This window comes from Aminobacter sp. P4_D5, from assembly GCF_056401815.1.
In genome coordinates this window covers 1-836 of record NZ_JBFUIP010000540.1, presented here as the reverse complement: position 1 = coordinate 836, position 836 = coordinate 1, and the positions used below count along the sequence as shown (strand labels likewise).

Here is an 836-nt window from a genome sequence, read left to right as displayed (position 1 = left end):
GTGCCAATACTCCGTGGATGAAACAAGCATGAAAGCGCGTGGTGGGGGATTTAACCGCCGGTAAGCTGGCGGTGGCTTCGGCGTCAGCTTAGCGCCCAACCTGGCCTTTCGAGCGAGCCGACGCCAATCCCGAAACCTGCCGTTCGTCCATCTGAAGCGAGCCCGCCGCCGAGGGCTTTCAACGTGCTGGACGCGTCCTCACCTTTTGCGAAGACCCTCAATCCTCGACCGAGCGGTTCAGTCGCCCATATACGTTTCGATCCGATGCTGAGCAAATGCGATGTCTCGCAGCTCCCCTTCAAGGACTGAGGCAACTGGCAGGAAGCCGTCCTTCCGGGTCCAGCAGCGCAGCGAGCAAGGCAGGATCGGTTGGTACTGGACGCGCATCGCGCATCGGCGCTGGTGGCAAAACACGAACGGCCGCGATCATCCCTTTGTCCTCGTGCTCGAGGATGTGGCAGTGCACCGGGTAGAGCCCCTCCTGCACCTCAGCGGCAAAGGGCAGGTAGATGAAGGTTCGGCCGGGCACTCCATCCCATCGCGGCGCGATGGGCAGGCTGTCGTGCCAGACCAGGGCGGTGGCGGCCTCGGGACGATGGAGTCCGGCGAGCATGCCGCCCGGATCGGTCATCGCAACCTGCGGTGTAAGGTCCGGCGGAGCACCAGGATCGCCCACGCGAGCGAGCCGGAAATTGCCCTGGTGGATATGCAGGTTATGCAGCTCCATGCCGGGGCTGACCATCTCCCAGACCTCGCCGCGGCCGCGCACCGGACAGATGACGCGCTCGGGCGGCGCGTGCTGGCCGGCCGGGCTGCCTGGAGGCGGATTCCAGGCC

1 protein-coding gene is annotated in these 836 nt (G+C 65.2%); it reads right to left on the bottom strand.

Going from position 1 to position 836, the window contains the following annotated elements; translation table 11 throughout:
* Positions 1–298: 298 nt before the first annotated feature.
* On the bottom strand, positions 299–836 hold a 538-nt coding region (locus AC1DWF_RS33370), incomplete at its 5' end, for a multicopper oxidase domain-containing protein (protein ID WP_476842785.1).